Here is a 20,445-nt window from a genome sequence, read left to right as displayed (position 1 = left end):
CCTTACTATCATGAAAAAAAATAAATTTTTAATACTTGTTTTTTCTATTGCAGGACTTTTATCCTTTAATTCCTGCGAAGAGTATCTGGATGTAGAAAGCTTATCCAATACTGCTGAAAAGCAACAGTTTGATTCCGTTTCAGATACTTTCTCCGCTTTGGTGGGAGTATACAACAGCACCATGGGTGACAATACATACGGACAGAGAATGAACCTTATCCTCTCACAATCAGGAGACGATATGAGAACCTCCGGAGATTATAATGCCAACGACAGAAGAGGTATCAGCTGTTTCGGCGCCATCCCTACCAATACCGAACTTCTCAGACCTTTTTTAGATACTTATACCGGTATTGAAAGAGCTAATCTTGTCATTAAAAATATTCCGCTTTCCCCTGTTTTCCAGACAGGTTCTGAAGCCGATAAAAAAATGATGAACAGGTACCTGGGAGAAGCGCTTACCCTAAGAGCTCATTTTTATCATGACCTTATCAAAAACTGGGGCGATGTACCTTTTCAGGATATTCCTTCTGCAGACCTTCCTGATCTATATCTGGCTAAAACAGACCGGGATGTTATTTATGATAAAATTCTGGATGATCTGCTGAAAGCTGAAAGCCTGGTTCCGTGGAGATCCGAAGGTAATACGACTGCACAGAGAATTTCTAAGGCTGCCGTAAAAGGATTAAGAGCAAGAATCGCATTAGCAAGAGCCGGATATTCCTTAAGAAGAAATCCGCAAATGATGATGCGGGGATCAAATCCTCAAAAATATTATCAGATCGCATACGATGAGTGTAAAGACATCATCAATTCCGGACAGCATCAGCTTAACCCAAGCTATGAAGGATTATTCAGATCACTGCATACCAATACTCCGGATGCTACCAATGAAATCATTTATGCGATCGGAGCATTCGGAGGGAACTCAAGAACTGACAGTAAAATCGGGTATTATAATGGTTTAAGACATGATGACACAGACTGGAAATCTTCAGGAGGGATCAATGCCATTCCGGTTTACTTTTATGAGTTTACCAAGTATGACGTAAGAAGAGATGTTAATATTGCCATTTTCAGGGTAAACACTTCTAAGCAGGAAGAACTTCAGACTTCAATCAACTGGAATGACGGTAAATTCAGAAAATCATGGACTTCCATCACAGGAACTTCCCAAAACCTTGGGATCGACTGGCCGCTGTTAAGATATGCCGATATTCTCCTGATGTTTGCTGAAGCTGATAATGAGCTGCATAACGGTCCGTCTCAGGAAGCAATCAACGCTGTGATGGCCGTAAGACAAAGGGCTTATGCTGGAAATTTAGGGCAGATAGGTACTATTCCTACCGACAAACCAGGGTTCTTCAATTATCTTGTAAAAGAAAGATTGTTGGAATTCGGTGGTGAAGGATTAAGAAAATACGACCTTATCCGTTGGAATCTTCTGGAAACAAAAATTAATGAAACGAGACAGAAACTTACACAGTTTATGAACGGAACAGGAGCCTACGCCAATGTACCGGAATATATTTTCTATAAAAAAACTGCTTCCGGGGTTGCCAATTATGTTCCTTCAAAAACAGCACAGCAAAACGTTCTGGACATTGATTTCTATCTGAACGGAATTGCGAAAGCAGACGTCTTCTACAGTCCTAACCAAAGTGTTGCAACCCCTTCGGGATATACAAAGGTAAACTGGAGACTGGCGATGACGCAACCTTATATCAGCGGAGATCCGGTGAAAAGTTATGCCTATTATTTCCAGCCCAACAGGAAAGAACTTCTGCCGATTGCAGCGGATGTTATCAACTCCAACTATAATCTTACACAGGATTACGGATACTAGAAAAAGTTTCACATTCATATCAGAAATACAGGCTTCTGTCAAAAGCGGAAGTCTGTATTTTAACTCAAAAATGATTTAATGAAAAACTCCTTATTTTTAAAAGATCTGAAAGCATTTTTAATTATTCTCACAGCAATATTCAATTTTCTTTCTTTTAAAACTGCCGACAGACTGATCGTAGTTTCAAAAGACGGAAAAGGTGATTTCACCACCATTCAGCAAGCTGTGGATGCCGTTGAAAATGAGTCTTCCCAAAGAACGAAAATCTTTATTATACAAGGGATATATAAAGAAAAAATCTTTATTCCCCAAACAAAAGGACCCATTACTTTAGAAGGGGAAAATCCTGAAAAAACAGTAATAACTTTTGATGATTTTGCTTCTAAAAAAAATCAGGAAGGAAAAGACATTGGCACCACAGGCTCTGCAACCCTTTTTATTTACGCTGATGACTTCACCGCCAGAAATATTTCATTTGAAAACAGTGCAGGAAGAGTCGGCCAGGCTGTTGCAGTTTTAACTGCTGGTGACAGAATTGTTTTTGATAACTGCAGGTTCCTTGGCAATCAGGACACCCTGTACTTGAAAGGAGCACAGGATCTTGAAGATAAAAGCCAACCTTCCAGAAACTATTTTAAAAATTGCTACATCGAAGGGACTACCGATTATATCTTCGGAGCCGGAACAGCCGTTTTTGAGGACTGTACTATTTATTCCAAAGAGACGGCAAGCTATATAACTGCGGCGTCTACCCCAAAAGAAAACAGCTTCGGATTTGTTTTCATTCATTGTAAAATTACAGGTAATGCTAAAGAACATTCCGTCTATCTCGGCAGACCGTGGAGACCTTTTGCCAAAACGGTTTATATCAATTGTGATCTTAATTCAACCATAAAACCCGAAGGATGGCACAACTGGAATAAACCGGATGCCGAAAAAACGGCTTTTTACGCAGAATATCATTCAAAAGGTTCAGGAGCTAACAGTGCTTCAAGAGTCGGCTGGTCACATCAGCTCAAACAGGCCGAAGCCAAAGAATACACTGCAGGCAATATCCTGAAAGGAAAAGACAACTGGAATTTCAGAAAAACTTTAAAATAATTTTCAGCCGCTCATCAGCAAATATGCTCAGTATGACAAAAAACTTCCGCATACTTTTACTAACAGCTATTTTTTGCAGCATTTCAAATGTTGCAGAAGCCCAGAATGTTATTAGCTTTCCGGGTGCTGAAGGTTTCGGAAGATATACCAACGGAGGACGCGGCGGTAAAGTTTATTTCGTAACAAAATTAACGGACGACGGCTCCGAAGGAACTTTAAGATATGCTCTGGATCAAAAAGGCCCGAGATATATTATTTTCAGAACCGGAGGAACCATTTATCTGGAATCTCCGTTAAAAGTACGGGAAGGAAATGTAACCATCGCAGGGCAAACCGCTCCGGGAGAAGGCATCACAATAGCCAACTACGAAACTTTTGTAGCAGCAGACAACGTCATTATCCGGTATATGCGTTTCAGAATGGGCGATCTGAAAAACTATGAAGGAGATGCTTTAGGCGCAAGGTTTATTAAAAACTTAATCGTTGACCACTGCTCTATGAGCTGGTCTACCGACGAAACGGTTTCTATATATGCCAATGAAAATACAACGCTTCAGTGGTGCATTATTGCAGAAAGCCTTCGAAATTCGGTTCATCAGAAAGGTGCTCACGGATATGGCGGTATTGCAGGCGGGAAATTTGCGTCTTTTCATCATAATGTTTATGCCCATCACGACAGCAGAAATCCCAGGTTAGGAGAATACGCCGGAAGCAAATTTGCTTTAACAGACCTTACCGATTTCAGAAATAATGTCATTTATAACTGGGGACACAACAGTGTTTACGGCGGCGAAGGAATGAATGTCAATATCGTCAATAACTATTACAAGCCAGGTCCGGCCACAATGACGAGAAAAAGAATTGCTGCCATCGATAAAAATGAAAAGCCGGAAGCAGAAGTGTATAATATCTGGGGAAAATACTATATAAATGGAAATGTGATGGAAGGAAGCCCTGAAGTCACCAATGACAATTGGGGAGAAGGCGTATTCAATCAGATGAACCGTTACAACTTAACAGACGAAGACAAAAATACAATCAGAATAATCCGTCCACATAATATATCGAATAATGTAAAAACCCACTCTTCAAAAGAAGCTTATGACAGGATCTTGAAAATTGGAGGAGCGAGTCTTGTAAGAGATATTATTGATCTTCAGATTCTAAAAGATATTAAAAACGGAAGTTTTACACATCAGGGATCTAAAGGAAGTACAAACGGAATTATTGATTCCCAGAAAGATGCAGGCGGATTTCCGGATCTGAAAACCGGACAGTCTCTCCCAGATTCAGATATGGACGGAATGCCCGACGAATGGGAAATCAGAAACAATTTAGATCCAAAGAAATACAATGCCAACGGAAGAGATTTAGATAAAAACTACGATAATATTGAAATGTATTTTAATGGTATTGTACAAAGCATAACTGATGCACAAAATTAATGTCCATGACAGCTAAAAAGGTTATCGAAGCTAAAGCCTAATCAATTTAAAGTATTAAAAAATAATGAATTATATTCAGAATCATATTAAAATTTACGCCATTACCGCTTTATGTTCAGGAATATTTTTTTCCTGCGCCCAAAAACCTCTGCACAATTCCGGTGAAGAAAAAACTGTAACCGTAAAAGAAAAAATCCCGGTTGATCTTCCGTGGTCACAGCGAATGCTTCTTTCCGAAATGAAAAGATTTCCCGAAGCCTGGATGCTTGATTATAACAAAACTCCGAAATGGAGCTATCCTACCGCTATCGTTCTGGAAGGCGCCGAAAGACTATTTGAACAGACCGGCAATAAAGAATATTACCAGTACATTTCTACGTTCGGCGAAACCATGGTAAAAAAAGACGGAAGTATTCTTTCATATGATCTTTCAAAATACAATATCGACATGCTGAACTGCGGCAACGTTCTTTTGTATTTATATCAGAAAGAAAAAAAAGAGAAATATCTGACAGCGTTACAAACACTCCGTTCACAGATTGACGGACAGCCGAGAACTTCGGAAGGAGGTTTCTGGCACAAGAAAATTTATCCCAATCAGATGTGGCTGGATGGATTGTATATGGGAGAACCATTCTATACTCACTATACCAGTATATTCAGCAAAGGTGCGGATGCAGAAAAAGCGTATGACGACATCGTGCATCAGTTTGATCTTATCCAGAAACATCTGCTCGACAAAAAAACAGGACTACTCTATCATGCATGGGATGAAAGCAGAGAACAACAGTGGGCCGACAAAAAAACCGGACTTTCACCGAACTTCTGGTCCAGAGCCATGGGCTGGTACGGAATGGCAATCGTTGATGTATTAGATTACCTTCCACAAAATCATCCGGGAAGAGCAAGATTGCTTTCTTATCTGAAATCATATTGTGAAGCCGTCATCAAGGTTCAGGATCGCGAAACAGGATTGTGGTATCAGGTTTTGGATAAAGGCGGCGAAAAAGGAAATTATCTGGAAGCCACAGGTTCATCGATGTTTGTTTACACCATGATGAAATCCGTTAATAAAAATTATCTTCCGAAATCCTATAAAAAATTTGCTGAAAAAGGGTACGATGGCATTCTTAAAAATTTAATTACTGTTGATGAAAACGGAATGGTAAATCTGAATAGATGCTGCGCCGTGGCCGGTCTTGGAGGAAACCCCTATCGAAGCGGTTCCTACGAATATTATATTAACGAAGAAATCCGGTCCAACGATCCGAAAGGAACCGGACCATTCATTCTGGCAAGTCTGGAATTTGAAAAGTAATTTATTAAACAGTTGCACTCCCTGTGTTGAATAAAGACAGATTAAATCTGATTATGAATACAAAAAAAATTTTAAATATACTTTCAGTCACTGTTTTTTCGATAGCATCGAATTATCTGAATGCCCAGGAAAAAAACTACGTTTCCGAAGTGTGGACCGCCGACTTGGGGAAAAACTATAGAAACCCGATTCTCTATGCAGATTACTCAGATCCGGATGTGATCCGTGTCGGTAATGATTATTATATGACCGCTTCAAGCTTTAACGAAGCCCCAGGATTACCCATTCTTCATTCCAAGGATATGGTCAACTGGAATCTGGTCAATTATGCCGTTGAAGATGTTTTGCCCGCCGAACATTTTTCCGTTCCGAAACGAGGTGATGGAATCTGGGCACCAAGCATACGTTTTCATAAAGGTGAATTTTATATTTACTGGGGCGATCCGGATTTCGGGATTTATATGGTTAAAACCAAAGATCCGCTGAAAAAATGGGAAAAACCTGTTTTGGTTATGGAAGGAAAAGGCCTGATTGACGCCTGTCCGTTCTGGGACGAAGATGGCAATGCTTATCTGGTTCACGGATGGGCGGGAAGCCGTGCCGGAGTGAAAAGCATATTAACCTTAAATACTATGAATCCGGAAGGTACAAAAGTATTGGACAAAGGGACTCATATCTTTGACGGCCACGAAAACCATCCAACCGTAGAAGGTCCGAAAATGTACAAAAGAAACGGTTATTACTACGTTTTTGCTCCGGCCGGCGGGGTGGCTACCGGATGGCAGTTGGTGTTAAGGTCAAAAAGTATTTACGGTCCTTACGAAGAAAAAATTGTTCTTGAACAGGGATCTTCAAAAATCAATGGGCCTCATCAGGGAGCTTGGGTAGATACGCCTTCCGGAGAAGATTGGTTTTATCATTTTCAGGATGTGGATACCTATGGAAGAATCGTTCATCTCCAGCCTATGAAATGGGAAAAAGACTGGCCTGTAATGGGAATAGATACCAATAAAAACGGAATCGGCGAACCGGTTTTAACCTATAAAAAACCCAATGTAGGGCAATCCTATCCTGCCGTTACGCCATCGGAAACGGATGAATTTGATGGTGAAAAATTAGGTCTGCAATGGCAATGGAGCGCCAATCAAAACATTGTATGGTCTTCAAAACTTCCGGGACAGAAATTTTTAAGATTATTTTCCATAAAAGTTCCCGAAAGAGAAAAAAATCTCTGGAATGTTCCGAATTTATTAACTCAAAAATTTCCGGCTCCTAATTTTACGGCATCAACAAAAGTGAAATTAATTCCGGAAGAAGCCAAAGAAGGAAAAGTTGCCGGATTATTGGTAATGGGAACCGATCATGCGTCACTTGTTATCACCAATAAACCGGATGGATTTTATATCCAACTGAGAAAAGCAGAAAAGGCAGAGAAAGGCGGTGAGGAAAAGATTTTATCTGAAACAAAGTTAAACGGAAACGAAGCCTATTTAAAAGTACATGTGAGCGAACCGAATGGTTTATGCCAGTTCAGCTATAGTGAAAATGGAAAAAACTTTACGAAAATAGGAGATATTTTCCAAGCCAAACCCGGAAAATGGATAGGTGCGAAAGTTGGCTTGTACAGTGTAAGCACGTCAAAAACACCACGCGGTGGCTATGCCGATTTCGACTGGTTCAGAATAACTAAAAATTAAAATTGTTAAATCGCCCTGGAAATTTGTCGAAAAATCTTTGATTTTGCGCCCTTGGATTTACAATATAAATATTTTATAATCAATGAATAACAAAATTTTTTATATAGTTTCATTTTTATTAGTCGTTTTGCTGTTGTCAGGATGCAGTTCACAGAGCAGCGTTCAGAAAACAACGGCAAAACGCGATAAAAAAGTTACCCATCTTTACCTCATCGGCGATTCTACCATGGCAGATTATACGGGAGATTACGAACCGGGAAAAGACTATATGAAAGTGCGGTATCCGATTACCGGTTGGGGACAGGTGTTTCAGCCTTTCTTCGCAAAAGACAGCCTGACCAATATGAAACCCGGTATTGCAACAGATTCCGTAGCAGTGATCGACAGAGCGCATGGCGGAAGAAGTACAAGAACTTTTTTCCAGGAAGGAAGATGGCGATACGTCTATGAACACCTGAAGCCCGGAGATTACGTCCTAATGCAGTTTGGCCACAACGACAGCTCCGAAAAGCATACGCAGCGATATGTGAATATTGAAGGATATAAAGAATTTTTAAGATTATTTGTTAGTCAGACAAAACAAAAAGGGGCCAATCCCATTATTTTGACCCCGGTTGCCAGAAATTATCCGTGGAAAGATGGAAAACTGCAGAATGTTCACGGTGAATACTGGCAGGCTCCGATTGATGTAGCGCAGGAAATGAACGTTTCGTATATCGATTTAAATAAATTGTCTATGGAATACTTTACCCGTAAAGGAGAAGATTTCACCACGAATCATTACTTTATGAATTTCCCTGAAAATACCTATGAAGCTTATCCGAAAGGACAGAAAGACAATACCCATTTTCAGCCGGAAGGTGCGAAAGCGGTTGCTTCGCTGGTTTATCAGGAATTTAAAAAAATAGTTACAACTCAAAAAAAATAAAATGAAGAAGTCTTTAAAAATGATCGGTTTGGCGGCAGCCTTACTATTTTCAGGCCAGATATCTGCCCAAAACCTGGATATTTATAAAAATATTGAGTTTAAAATGCCTCAGGTAACGGAAACCTCATTTCCTGCCAATACGGTTTCTGTTACCCAGTTCGGAGGAATTTCCGGAGGAAATGTAAAAAATACGGAGGCTTTCAGAAAAGCTATTGATGAATTAAGCAAAAAAGGCGGCGGTAAATTAGTTGTACCGAGAGGAATGTGGCTTACTGGTCCTATTGTATTGAAAAGTAATATCAATCTTCACGTAGAAGAAGGTGCATTCATTATTTTCAGTAAAGATAAAAATGATTATCCTTTGGTGGACGTAAGCTTTGAAGGGCTTAATACCATTCGCTGCCAGTCTCCTATTTCAGCAAAAAATGCGACGAACATCGCCATTACAGGAAAAGGGGTGATTGACGGAAGCGGTGACGCATGGAGAGCTATTAAAAAAAGCAAAGTTTCCGAATCTCAATGGAAAGACATCGTAAAATCAGGAGGAATCGTATCTGCGGATGGCAAAAACTGGTATCCTTCGGAAAGCTATAAAAAAGGTCTGGAAAGCAGCTCTAATTTTAATGTTCCCGATAAAATTTCCAAAAATGAACTGGTTACGGTTAAAGATTTTCTTCGTCCCGTAATGGTAAGCTTGGTTGGCTGCGACAAAGTCCTGCTGGACGGGCCGACTTTCCAGAATTCTCCTGCCTGGAACCTGCATCCATTGATGTGTTCCAATATTATTTTAAGAAACCTTACGGTAAGAAATCCGTGGTTTTCCCAGAACGGAGATGGTGTAGATTTGGAATCATGTAAAAATGTTTTAATTTACGATAATACATTTGATGTTGGCGATGATGCCATCTGCATCAAATCCGGAAAAGACGAAGACGGAAGAAAAAGAGGAATGCCTACTGAAAATGTTATTATTAAAAATAATGTTGTGTACCACGGCCACGGAGGGTTTGTGATAGGAAGCGAGATGTCCGGAGGAGCAAGAAATATTCATGTTTCTGACTGTACTTTCATCGGTACCGATATCGGCCTGCGTTTCAAAACAACCCGTGGAAGAGGCGGAATTGTGGAAAATATTTACATTAAAAATATCGATATGATCAATATTCCTACTCAGACGATCGGCTTCAATATGTTCTACGAAGGCGCATCTCCTGTGCTGGAAGACGGACAGAAAAAAGAAGAAAACAAGACCCCTGAAAAAGTTTTTCCCGTAACGGAAAAAACACCGGTATTCAGAAATATTTTCTTTAAAAATATCAATGCCGTGAATTCTGATGAAGCCATAACTTTATTCGGGCTTGCGGAAATGAACCTTAAAAATATTGTGATTGAAGATTCACAGTTTGACACCCGGAAAGCATTAACCATTGCTGACGCAGACGGAATCCAACTTAAAAATGTAAAGCTGAAATACACCGAAGGAACGGGTGCAACCATTTATAACAGTAAAAATATCAACCTTTCAACGGTGAAATTTGAATCAGCAAACAAACCTTACGTAAAAGTGTTAGGAAATAAAACAGGAACAGTCGTGCTGCCGAAAGAAATTGGGTCTGACAAGAGCTTACTTTCTGTGGGTGCAGATGTATCGAAAAATGCAGTTAAATAATTGATTAAATAGTATAAAAACTCCACAAGCGGATGATTTTTAGCATCAAACATACTTATATTTCTATTTTTTTAATGGGGACCATGGCATTCGGGCAGGTAAAACGACCGAATGCCACTCCTTATACCAACGAAATTACATTTGAAAAACTAAAAAAGAAATATCCTTTTTTAACCCCGATTGAAAGACCGGTTCCTCAAAATATCATCATTGATAAAGACGTAGAATATAAAAATATCAACGGAATTTCTTTAAAAGCAGATATTTATTATCCCAAAGATCAGTCTGAAAAATATCCCGGAATAGCAATGGTTCATGGCGGCGGATGGATTTCCGGAAGTAAGGAAAATGAAAAATACATGGCCATGGAACTCGCCTCAAAAGGATACGTTGTGATTGCGATTGGCTACCGTTTGGCAGATGTTGCCAAATTTCCTGCCGGCGTGGAAGATATCGAAACCGGAATCCAATGGCTGAAGAACAATCATAAAAAATATGCTTTAGATAAAAGGAAAATAGCCGTGTACGGAGAGTCTGCGGGAGCACAAATGGCCACTTTGGTCGGTGTAAAATCAAAGAATAAAATCCAGGCCATCGTGAATGTAGACGGAATCGTTTCTTTTATTCATCCTGAAGCCGAAGAAAGTACCTATGCAGCGTACTGGCTGGATGGCAACCGCGATGTCAATCTGAAAAACTGGACGGAAGCTTCACCTTTAGAGTTTGTTGACAAAAATACACCTCCTACCCTTTTTATTAACAGCTCACAACCGAGGTTTCATGCTGGCAGAGACGATATGATGAATAAATTAAGACAGTATAATATTCAGACAGAATTCCATGAGATTAAGGATTCGCCGCACTCTTTCTGGTCGGCAGAACCCTGGTTTACGGAAACACTTAATCTTACCGCTGCTTTTTTAGATAAAGTTTTGAAATAATAATTTTTTAACACAAAGGAATTAATTTAATTAAAAATATTTTAGTGAGCAAAAACGAATAAACAAGTTGATTTTATGAAGCTATCATCATCATCGCTTCACGAAGCAAATGTATTTGTCTTTGCTATCTAAAAATCAGGTAATATAAAAAAATCTTCGTCAGAAAATAATAAATCAGTTTATGAAAAAATTATTTTTAATTCTCCTTGTCTCAATGGCAAATTTTCTTTTTGCCGGAAATGATCCTTATATAAAAATCACCGTCGCCAAAGACGGAAGCGGCGATTTTACATCCATTCAGAAAGCCATCAATTCTGTGAGGGATTTAGGCCCTGCGGAAGCATTGATCTACATAAAATCAGGAACCTATCATGAGAAAGTTATTATCCCTTCATCAAAACATAAAATAACGCTGGAAGGTGAAAATAAGGAGAACACCATGATCACCAACAATGATTTCTCAGGAAAACCGGATGCTTTCAATGAAAAAATGACGACATTCAATTCTTACACCTTGCTGGTGATGGGTGATGACATACAAATAAGCAATATAACGATCCAAAATTCTTCATGCAATGAAGGACAGGCAGTTGCACTCCATGTGGAAGGCGACCGTTTTATCATTAAAAATTCAAATATTCTGGGGTGTCAGGACACGGTATATTGTGCAACCAATCACAGCAGGCAGTATTTTGAAAACTGTTTTATAGAAGGTACTACCGATTTTATTTTCGGGCAGGCAACTGCGGTTTTTAAAAACTGTACCATTAAAAGTTTAGCCGATTCTTACATCACGGCTGCTGCAACGGAAAAAGACAGGAAATATGGTTTTGTTTTCTTGGATTGCAGACTGATTGCAAAAGAAGGTGTTACAAAAGTTTTTCTGGGAAGACCCTGGAGACCTTACGCCAAAACAGTTTTCATCAATACCGAAATGGGAGGCCATATTGTTTCCGAAGGCTGGAATCCGTGGAAAGGCGACAAGATGTTTCCCGATAAAGAAAAAACAGCTTATTATGCAGAGTTCGGAAGCAAAGGCACAGGCGGTAATATTGCAAATCGGGTGAGCTGGTCGCATCAGCTGACTAAAAAAGATATGAAAAATTACACACTGGAAAAGATTTTTGCTGGCTGGAATCCTAACATAAGTTATGAGTTGTAAGTTATAAATTATGAGTAATTGGCAATGAATACAAGTAATGGAAATCTATTTCTGAATCGACACAATTAATTAAATTATTAAAAAATGAAAAAAATATTTTTACTGTTTAGCATCGTCATTTCAACATTCATCCTGGCCCAGAAAAAGCCGACTTTATTTCTTATCGGTGATTCTACGATGGCTAATAAAGAAAATCCGGACAAAAATCCGGAACACGGATGGGGACAGGTCTTAAACCAGTTTTTTACAGCAGGGATTGAAATTCAGAATCATGCGATGAACGGAAGAAGTTCTAAAAGTTTCAGGACGGAAGGCAGATGGAATACCGTTGAAAAGCAGCTGAAAAAGGGAGATTTTGTCATCATTCAGTTTGGTCATAATGATCAGAAAATGAAAGATTCTACCAAATTTACCAATCCGTACACGCAATACAGGGCCAATCTGGAGAGATACGTAAAGGAAACAAGAGCAAAAGGAGCCATTCCTATTTTAATGACCTCGATTGTACGAAGAAATTTTAACGAAAACGGCGTATTGATAGATACCCACAAAGAATATCCTTTGGTTGTAAGAATGGTTGCCGATAACATGAACGTTCCTTTCGTAGACATGCAGCTGCTTACCGAACAGCTTGAAATTGCCTACGGTCCCGAAAATTCAAAAAAGCTGCATCTCCATTTTAAGGAAGGTGAAGAGCCTTACTATCCCAAAGGAAAAGACGACGACACCCATTTATCCAAACTTGGAGCGGATCTGGAAGCGAAACTTGCCGCTGAATCTTTGAAAAAACTGAAAACCGGACTGGAAAAATTTATCAAATAATATCAATAAAAAAAAATCTGAAATGAATTTTAAAAAAGAAGCCTTTTTCGACGGAAATTCTGATTGGGAAGATCTGGGAGCCGGTGTTTCAAGACAGTTTGTAGGCTACAATTCGCAGATCATGATGGTGATTGTAAAATTTGAAAAGGACGCTGTAGGAGCTGTACATCAGCATTTTCACTCGCAAATCACGTATGTTGCTTCGGGAATATTTGAAGTTACTGTCGACGGTGAAACAAAAATACTGAAAGCCGGGGACGGATTCTTTGCGCAGCCCAATATTTTCCATGGGGTAAAATGTCTTGAAGAAGGACAATTGATTGATGCTTTCGCTCCTTTCAGAGAAGATTTTATTAAATAAACCAGACACTCCTGGAATCGTTCATGGATTAATTCATTTGTTGTTCACCTTATTTTACCCGATTTGAATCTGTAATACATTTTATTTTTAATTACACAATATGCAACCGATTGAACAAATAAAATAATCAACATTATAATTATATAAATATTAATAGTTTAAAATATAAAACATATTAATAATAAATACGTAATTTTATTTTTGAATCAACAAAAAATAATTATTACTATGAAAACAACAACAAAAGCAGTCTTTCTTACGGCAGCATTAAGTTCAGTTTTTGCTTTTACCGGCTGCGGGCAGGAAGATCTTAAATCTGACCTGACAAACAACCCGAACGAACTTATGCTTAAAGGTGAAATGGCAGTAAATGCCATTGTTCCTCTGGCAAGCTGCGTAGCTCCGGGATGGGCTTCCCTGAACGGCGGAACTACCGGTGGCGGAATGGCTGCGGAAACTACCGTATCCACATATGCCCAACTAAAATCTGCCATCGAAAATGCATCGGTAAAAGTGATCAAAGTAACCGGAACGATTACTATCACCACCCGATTATCTCTTCAGGATCAAACTGGAAAAACAATCTACGGAACAAGCGGCGCTAAACTGGTTTCTACCAATCAGACCAAAGACGGCTCGGGAATCATCAATATTAAAAGATGCAATAATATCGTTATCCGAAATATTATTTTTGAAGGTCCGGGAGCGTATGACACCGACGGATGGGACAATGCCATTCTTGATGATTGCCGCAACGTATGGATTGACCATTGTGAATTTCGTGATGGTGTAGACGGAAATTTCGACATTAAAAACAAATCGGATTTTGTTACCGTTTCCTATACCAAATTTCATTACCTGAAAGCTCCTAAGCCCGGAGGTTCGGGAGGAACCGATGACCACCGTTTTTCCAATCTTATCGGCTCAAGTGACGGTGCTACTGCAGATGCGGGCAAACTGAACGTAACCTTTGTAAGATGCTGGTGGGGAACCGGATGCAGAGAACGCATGCCAAGAGTAAGATACGGAAAAATTCATATTCTTAACAGCTATTTCAACAGTTCTGTAAGCAACAAATGTATTGCAGCGGGCGTTCAGGCCAATATTCTGGTGGAAAGAAATGTTTTTGAAAACGTAAAAGAACCCATCAACCTGATGAGCGGATATACCGCCGTAACCCAAACCGGAAACAGCTTTGTGAACGTAACGGGAAATACTTCCGGAAGCGGAACGGCTTTCACCCCGTCCTATACCATCAATAAGCTTAATGTAGCTGATGTAAAAGCTGATGTAATGGCAAAAGCCGGTGCCACTTTAAGCGGAAATATATGCGATACTTTTTAGGAATTTAAATGCTAAATGAAAAACTGCGCGGGCTGATTCTCAGCCCGCGCAGTTCTTTTTAAATACAGTAAAATTTACTGGGAAAGTTTATTTTTATCCAGCCATTTCGGATATTCTTTATCAATCAATTTTTTTGCAAAATCACCAAACCAGCTATAGCCGTTTCTCCGTTCTTCGGAAACTTCGTTATAGTTGTATTTTACACTTCCGTCGCGGTCGCCGAATAAAGGGCGGTTATCATGAATATCATAAAATCTTGCCCAGATCACGGAGTTTTTATCTTCCGCCAGTACCCGTACCGTTTTTCCGTTCTGCTTAACTACATTATAGCTGTAGCCTTCGATATCATTTTCTGTAAACCATTTTACGGAAGACCTTACGGATTTTTCAATTTCAGGCGTTACAGGCTGCAACATCAGAAACCGTACAATTCCTACCGATTCTGCAGTTGCCAGTGAAATTGGTTCAAAAGCCCTTGCCTTATCTGGCTGCAGGGTAATTTCATTATACTGATCTGCCCAGATCGTCGGTTTTCCGTTCTGAAGAACCTGTGCTTTTAAGATGCATTCAATTCCCTTTTTTACAGCCTTTTTAGATTGTTCTTTCAGTTTTTGATCTACTGCGATAAAATCGTTTTTCCCTTCTGCGGTGTTGTAGAGAACCGTTAATGCATTAATCATGGCATTGTCATTAAAGGTAATCTGCTTTCGGTATAATCCTTTGTTAGGATAATATTGAGGAAAACCGCCATTTTCGTACTGCATGGCAAGCAAATAACGGATTCCTTTTTCCGCTGCTTTCAGGTAATCCGGGTTTTTTGTTTCGGAATAGGCTTTCATTAAAGCGTTGATTTCTCTTGATGTCGCGTTATTATCTATGGTTGCATGATCATCGCCTGTCGATTTTATTTTTCTTAAAAGATTTTTGTCTACGGGCAGATCGTAATTAACAACCGATTTGTCTTCCAGCTGTTTTCCCCAACCTCCGACAGGAAGCTGATACAGGAGAATCTTTTCCGCCAGGGTATCTTTTTTTACCTGAGCGGAAATATTTAAGGTAACTAATCCCAGAGCAATTGTACAGATATTGAATTTCATCATTTATTTAATTTTTATAAGTAGAGGATTTTTAATAATTTGAGACTGTCTTTTCAGCATATTTTCCCAGTCCTGCCGGGTCTGGATATCGCCGCTTTTCTGCCATGCAAATCCTGCATAATAAACCAGCTTGTCCTGAGGCTTTGTGATGACATAAAGATTGCTCTCATCCGGAACATCCGACCGGAAAGCTATTGATTTTTCAACAATTCGCGGATCAATAACAATTCCTTCCCCTACGAAAGCATCATCGATTTTTTCCCAATGAAGATAATATCCGTTTTTGTCATTCAGCTTTACTTCGCCTTCATTTTTATGCAAGCTAATTCCTACGGCGTAATTGGGAACCTGTTTTTTTGATTCGAAACCTGACTCAAATCTTGAAAAATTTGATCCCAGATCCAGTGAAATCCTTTTGGTTTCCTTTACTCCGAATTCGCTCCATGGATGATAGGTTAATTCAAAAACCGTACGTAGAGGACCTTCTGCAATGGTTCTGGCGGTCACAAAATTCTGTGAAACCTGCAGTTTACCATCAATCCATATTCCGATGCCTCCGGTTCCGCGGCTGTTTCCTACATGGTAAGGATCATAGCCCTCCCCTCTTGTATCTTTATGATAATACATCGGATCCGTAAGATAGCCTTTGTACCATTTATTGATAACCGGTAATCGTGTTCTTTTAAGCCAGATATCAACACCACTGGAAAGAGTGCTGCTTTTTACGCCCTGTAACGCTTCCTGCTGGCCTTTAGGACCATACATTCTGAATGCTACCTTATCATTTTCCCATGCATAATCATCCACGCGCTCCGGAACCAGCCGGGAGTACGTTGAAATTTCAGTTTTGAGAATTGGTATTGCCGGTTCAGCTGAGATCGTATACACCGCTTTTTGATGGCCTTCAACATTCGCCTGGAAAAGCAATTGGTCATTGTTTCCGTCACCGTCATTATCAATCCACTGAAGGAGTACCGGAGTACCGGCTGCATCTTTTATACTAAGATCTGCTTCTTTGTTTTTATCTAAAAATGATCTTAATTGAGAAACCGGGACGGCAACTACTTCTTGTCTGGAAAAACCAAGTGTATTATTAACCTCAATTATTTTTTGAGAATACACCACATTTAAATTCATGCAACCGATTGCACAAATGAACCCGACAAGAGAATTTTTAACGGTAACCATAATTATATCAGTTAAGTCAGTTTTCAAAAGTAATAAAAATAAAACAATTAGAACCTGTTAAAATTGTATAAAAATTTCTCTGCTATTTTTGTTAATTCAATGTCAATTCAATAGTACAAAATATTAGTTAATGAAGTTAAAAGACGACTTCAATTAGAATCTGATATAAAACAAAAGCACCTGCATTGCTGCAGGTACTCAAACTCAAACTTCTTCATTACACATTGATCATTATATTAACATCATCTCATTTAATTTATTGTGTTTACCTATATTTTAACAGAAGATATCTTTTAAAAGACTATCATCACTGACATCTCAAAAGCTTTTTTCTAAAATTCAAATTCTCCGATAAGAATACCGTCCTCTTTCCGGTCATTTTCTTTTTGATTTTGAAATACCACGATCTTTCTTTCCTGCCTGCCGGTGGCATAATTGATATAAATTTCTGCCATAATTGCGGTAGGCCCGGCAATTCCCACCTGCTGTTCACCGAAGAAATTGGTCCGGATCTTATATTTACCTTTCACCGCTTTTTTCAGTAAAAACTGTTCCGGTCCGAAACCTCCCGTAAAATCGTCACTCAGCCGTCCTCCGATTTCCGTCTCCTTGTGCGAATAATAGCAGCGTTCATTATTAGGATCGGTTACCCACAGGTCAATATCGGTGTCGTCTTTATTCCAGTTGATAACCACACGGATGTTTACCGGCAGATCTGCTATAATTTTAGGATTGATATTGGTAAGGTCAAGCTGATCCCCATGATTCGCAATAAGCTGATTGATCTCCATAATGATGGTTTCTTCAATACCGTTATCCCGATCCGAAAGCTCTTTTGTATAGGATTGTGTGAGAACCTTGTATAAATTATCCAAAGCATCCTGATACTGGCCGTTATCTTCCAGGGCAAGTGCAAAATCCCTGTAACTTTGCGGATCAAACGGTCGCCATTCCAGCACCTTTTCTGTGGCAAAAAGCTCTTTATCATACACTTCAGCCTGCTTCAGTTTATAAACTAGTAATTTGTACAGCTCCTCATTTTCAAACTCAAGATCGGCAACAGCACTCAATACTTTAAGTCCGCGCTTTTTATCGTTATTTTTAAATAAAAGCTGAGCAACGTCGAAGTAATACTGTGGTGTTTCACCATGCTCTTTACGGTTTTGGAGATAAATTTCATATATCGATTCAGGATTATTCATGTCTTTGAAGAGCTTCATATATTGCGCTTTGGAATCGATATCAACGGTAAGAATTCTTCCGGAATTCATAATATCTGACGCCCTTTCTGTAGGAGTTGCAGTTTTTACAATAACCCCTGGGACAGATCCTGAGAGTGCACTAAGCACTGTAGTCGATGCCACAGCTGACATTTTACGGACGCTCATCTGTTGCCGCTCGCGTCTTGGTTCGGAAACTTCAGACTCTTCATCATTGTCTTGCCTGCTATTGTATCCTGTTACAACAACTTCTTCTATTTGCTGATCTCTGCTTATCGTATCGCTTAAAGCCCAGTAAGATGTAGGTTCGGGATAACGTTTTGATTTTTTCTTTTGCTCATAGTCTGTATCCCACCATTTTTTAAGATTTTCAGCCATTCTTTCGGCATTGGTCATGAGATCTTTTACACGCTCGTCTTTTTTTGCCAGATTGCCCTTAATGATTTCATCGAACTTTGTTTTTAATTCTGCGGGCGGAGCAATATCATATCGAACATAGTCTTCTATGTTTTCCAATACCATTAAGCTCATATTGCTGCTTACAAGCCCGAATTGCGTGCTGATATTTTTAATCTCTTTCTTATTTTCTTTTCCGGAAATTTCCAGTTCATTAAGCTTTTTCTGAGCCCAGAATTTTGAAACCTCCCAGTCTTTAACTGCCTGTTCATCTGTATTTAAACTAATTGTTTTGGTTTCAGTAACTTCATTTCCATACCCGAATTTTACTTTAACTGCAGACTTATTTCCGTTTATAATTCCTGTTAAGACAAAATTATCTGCAACGGTCTCTTTCAAAGATGGATATACTTCCGAAAGCTTCCCGTTATTTTCAATGCCTAAAAACTTCTTTGGCTGATACAATAATTTACGCACTTCTTTTCCGGGATCATTTTCATTAAGATTTAAAAATTCGCCTCCGGTTGTATTGCTCATGAATTTCAATTGGTCAAAATTTACATTATTAGAGGATGCAATCGTGTAAACCGGCTGTTTCCAGGTCATATTAAGATTTCCGAAAGATGATAGACCGTCCGTGAAAAATAAAATTTCAGCTTCGCGTAATGTTGTTAATTTCCCGAAATCTGTTCCGCCGTCATAGGTCGTTTTTAAAAGGTAAGTCTTTAGTTCGCTCCAGTTTCCATTATCAATTTTAAAAGCCTGCCCTTCTTCGAAAGTATTGTTAATGAAATAAATGTTTACCGTAAGGTTTCTGTTTATATTAAAATAGTGTTGCAGTAAAGCCAGTTCTTTCTGATGGTCCCGTTTCTGCCCGCCTAGGGAATTATCCCAGACTATTGCCAGCACATTGGGAAGTTTTTTAGCCCTTTCGCCTGAATCTACAGCAATATCAGCCAGAAAATAAGAAGCATTACCCGATGCTTTTTGAATCAAAACACTTTGCCCTTCCTGATGTACCGGAAAGTTTATTATAATATTGTTGCCGGGTCTGTAATTTATTTTGTGTGTTTCGGCAGTCCATACATTTCCGTTTTTAACAAAATCAAAACTTCCATCGGGTCTCTCTTTAAGCTCCGGCGAATTTTCGTTTTGAAAAACAATTGTTTTAATATCGAATTCAGGAATTTCAGCCGTAGAATTCAGCGGTAGAAAATATTGAAAAGAATTCCCTGACTTCTTAAGTTCATAATGATAGGTAATCTGCACCGTTCTTTCCCCGCCATTGGGTGCAATGGGATATACGGTTGTGCGGAAATTGTTTCCTTCCGTTTTTTCCAGGATTCCGGGATCTACATTTCTTTTTTTAATGGTTTCGTAAATCTCTTTGGCTTTTTCTTTTTCCACGGGAACCGCATTCCTGAGTTTCCCGTTGATATCTAAAGCATAGCCGCTTGCGTTTACTCCTTCGGGAAGCGGAAACGTAACCCTACCTTCTCTGAGCCGTGCGGAATTGTTCCTGAGAACCATCGTTATCGTATTGGTAGAAATTCTCCCGGCAATTTTCGTTTCGATCTGCAGTTTCTGAAGAACCACCTGCTCGTCTTTTTTGTATTTTCCTTTTCCGTCCGGACTTTCAATAACCGGAATCTGAGCCAGAAAGAAAACCGGGAAAAATAACAGAAATTTTGTATATAGCCTTTTCATAGTTTTTGTTTCAACTGTTTCTATTTATACAGATGCATAAAACCTGGAAAGGTTGGAAATTGTTATGAGCAATAAAAATATAAGGCGAAATACTATAGTCTACCTTTGGAATATTATTCACTTTCTGCAACTTATCTTATTTAAGAATTCGCTGTCCTAAGGAAGTTTTATTTCAGATTATAAACCACCGAAGGGCTAATAAA

The 20,445-nt window shown here is 39.1% G+C and carries 15 protein-coding genes; 12 read left to right on the top strand and 3 right to left on the bottom strand.

Annotated elements, in window-relative coordinates; translation table 11 throughout:
• Nucleotides 1-10: 10 nt before the first annotated feature.
• The 12 genes from ACYT6F_RS09160 (at nucleotide 11) to ACYT6F_RS09105 (ending at nucleotide 14,634) form a co-directional block, all read left to right on the top strand.
• On the top strand, nucleotides 11-1,846 hold the full coding sequence (locus ACYT6F_RS09160) for a RagB/SusD family nutrient uptake outer membrane protein (RefSeq protein WP_472600882.1): 1,836 nt from the start codon (nucleotides 11-13) through the stop codon (nucleotides 1,844-1,846).
• A gap of 78 nt (nucleotides 1,847-1,924) precedes the next feature.
• Nucleotides 1,925-2,947, top strand: a complete 1,023-nt coding sequence (locus ACYT6F_RS09155) for a pectinesterase family protein (protein WP_472600881.1) — start codon at nucleotides 1,925-1,927, stop codon at nucleotides 2,945-2,947.
• A gap of 32 nt (nucleotides 2,948-2,979) precedes the next feature.
• Nucleotides 2,980-4,392, top strand: a complete 1,413-nt coding sequence (locus tag ACYT6F_RS09150) for a pectate lyase family protein (protein ID WP_472600880.1) — start codon at nucleotides 2,980-2,982, stop codon at nucleotides 4,390-4,392.
• Nucleotides 4,393-4,456: 64 nt separating this feature from the next.
• Entirely contained in the window at nucleotides 4,457-5,710 is a 1,254-nt protein-coding gene (locus ACYT6F_RS09145; protein ID WP_472600879.1) for a glycoside hydrolase family 88/105 protein, read from the top strand.
• Nucleotides 5,711-5,763: 53 nt separating this feature from the next.
• Nucleotides 5,764-7,407, top strand: a complete 1,644-nt coding sequence (locus ACYT6F_RS09140; protein WP_472600878.1) for a glycoside hydrolase family 43 protein — start codon at nucleotides 5,764-5,766, stop codon at nucleotides 7,405-7,407.
• 82 nt (nucleotides 7,408-7,489) lie between these two features.
• A complete protein-coding gene (locus ACYT6F_RS09135) occupies nucleotides 7,490-8,335 on the top strand; it encodes a rhamnogalacturonan acetylesterase (RefSeq protein ID WP_472600877.1) in 846 nt (281 codons plus the stop codon).
• A gap of 1 nt (nucleotide 8,336) precedes the next feature.
• Nucleotides 8,337-10,004: a glycoside hydrolase family 28 protein gene (locus tag ACYT6F_RS09130; RefSeq protein ID WP_472600876.1), complete on the top strand. Its 1,668-nt coding sequence runs from the start codon at nucleotides 8,337-8,339 to the stop codon at nucleotides 10,002-10,004.
• Nucleotides 10,005-10,036: 32 nt separating this feature from the next.
• Complete coding sequence (locus ACYT6F_RS09125; RefSeq protein ID WP_472600875.1) at nucleotides 10,037-10,945, top strand: alpha/beta hydrolase; 909 nt, start codon at nucleotides 10,037-10,039, stop codon at nucleotides 10,943-10,945.
• Nucleotides 10,946-11,126: 181 nt separating this feature from the next.
• Nucleotides 11,127-12,107, top strand: a complete 981-nt coding sequence (locus ACYT6F_RS09120) for a pectinesterase family protein (protein WP_472600874.1) — start codon at nucleotides 11,127-11,129, stop codon at nucleotides 12,105-12,107.
• Between the two features lie 84 nt (nucleotides 12,108-12,191).
• Nucleotides 12,192-12,929, top strand: coding sequence for a rhamnogalacturonan acetylesterase (locus tag ACYT6F_RS09115; protein WP_472600873.1), 738 nt, complete (start codon nucleotides 12,192-12,194; stop codon nucleotides 12,927-12,929).
• 22 nt (nucleotides 12,930-12,951) lie between these two features.
• Nucleotides 12,952-13,290, top strand: a complete 339-nt coding sequence (locus ACYT6F_RS09110) for a cupin domain-containing protein (protein WP_472600872.1) — start codon at nucleotides 12,952-12,954, stop codon at nucleotides 13,288-13,290.
• 228 nt (nucleotides 13,291-13,518) lie between these two features.
• Complete coding sequence (locus ACYT6F_RS09105; RefSeq protein WP_472600871.1) at nucleotides 13,519-14,634, top strand: pectate lyase family protein; 1,116 nt, start codon at nucleotides 13,519-13,521, stop codon at nucleotides 14,632-14,634.
• 74 nt (nucleotides 14,635-14,708) lie between these two features.
• On the opposite strand, the gene pelA is transcribed toward ACYT6F_RS09105, so the two are convergent.
• The 3 genes from pelA to ACYT6F_RS09090 all read right to left on the bottom strand — a co-directional run bounded on the left by pelA (nucleotide 14,709) and on the right by ACYT6F_RS09090 (nucleotide 20,242).
• Complete coding sequence (gene pelA, locus ACYT6F_RS09100; protein WP_472600870.1) at nucleotides 14,709-15,734, bottom strand: pectate lyase; 1,026 nt, start codon at nucleotides 15,732-15,734, stop codon at nucleotides 14,709-14,711.
• Nucleotides 15,735-16,919 (bottom strand): DUF4861 family protein, encoded by a 1,185-nt coding sequence (locus tag ACYT6F_RS09095; RefSeq protein WP_472600869.1) that lies wholly within the window; start codon nucleotides 16,917-16,919, stop codon nucleotides 15,735-15,737.
• 332 nt (nucleotides 16,920-17,251) lie between these two features.
• Nucleotides 17,252-20,242 carry a VIT domain-containing protein gene (locus tag ACYT6F_RS09090; protein ID WP_472600868.1) on the bottom strand — a complete coding sequence of 997 codons (2,991 nt, stop codon included), beginning with the start codon at nucleotides 20,240-20,242 and terminating at the stop codon, nucleotides 17,252-17,254.
• Nucleotides 20,243-20,445: the final 203 nt, after the last annotated feature.

It is taken from the genome of Chryseobacterium sp. NG-CE01 (genome assembly GCF_055695505.1).
Note: the sequence above shows the minus strand (reverse complement) of the source record. Positions and strands in the feature narration are given on the sequence as shown.